A 282-nucleotide genomic window follows, 5' to 3' on the forward strand; every position below is an offset into this window, starting at 1 on the left:
CCGTCTCTCAGGTTTTGCTCTTCGCATATTACGTTACTCCATCTATTTATTAATCCGCGGGACATCGGCGTAGGAATAAGGCTCGCCCTTATCCTGTGCCGCGCAAAAAGACACCCGCAGGGACGTCCCTACTTGGGACGCTTTGCTCCGTACTTTGAACGCCCTTGCTTGCGGCTGGCAACGCCGGTCGTATCGAGCGATCCGCGCACGATATGATAGCGGACGCCGGGCAAGTCTTTAACACGCCCGCCGCGCACCAACACCACGGAGTGTTCCTGTAAC

1 pseudogene is annotated in these 282 nt (G+C 56.7%); it reads right to left on the minus strand.

Going from position 1 to position 282, the window contains the following annotated elements:
* Positions 1 to 128: 128 nt before the first annotated feature.
* Positions 129 to 282, minus strand: a pseudogene (locus tag L0U88_RS20795) (30S ribosomal protein S12); the annotation flags it as partial.

Source organism: Flavihumibacter fluminis, from assembly GCF_021491375.1.
GTDB lineage: Bacteria > Bacteroidota > Bacteroidia > Chitinophagales > Chitinophagaceae > Flavihumibacter > Flavihumibacter fluminis.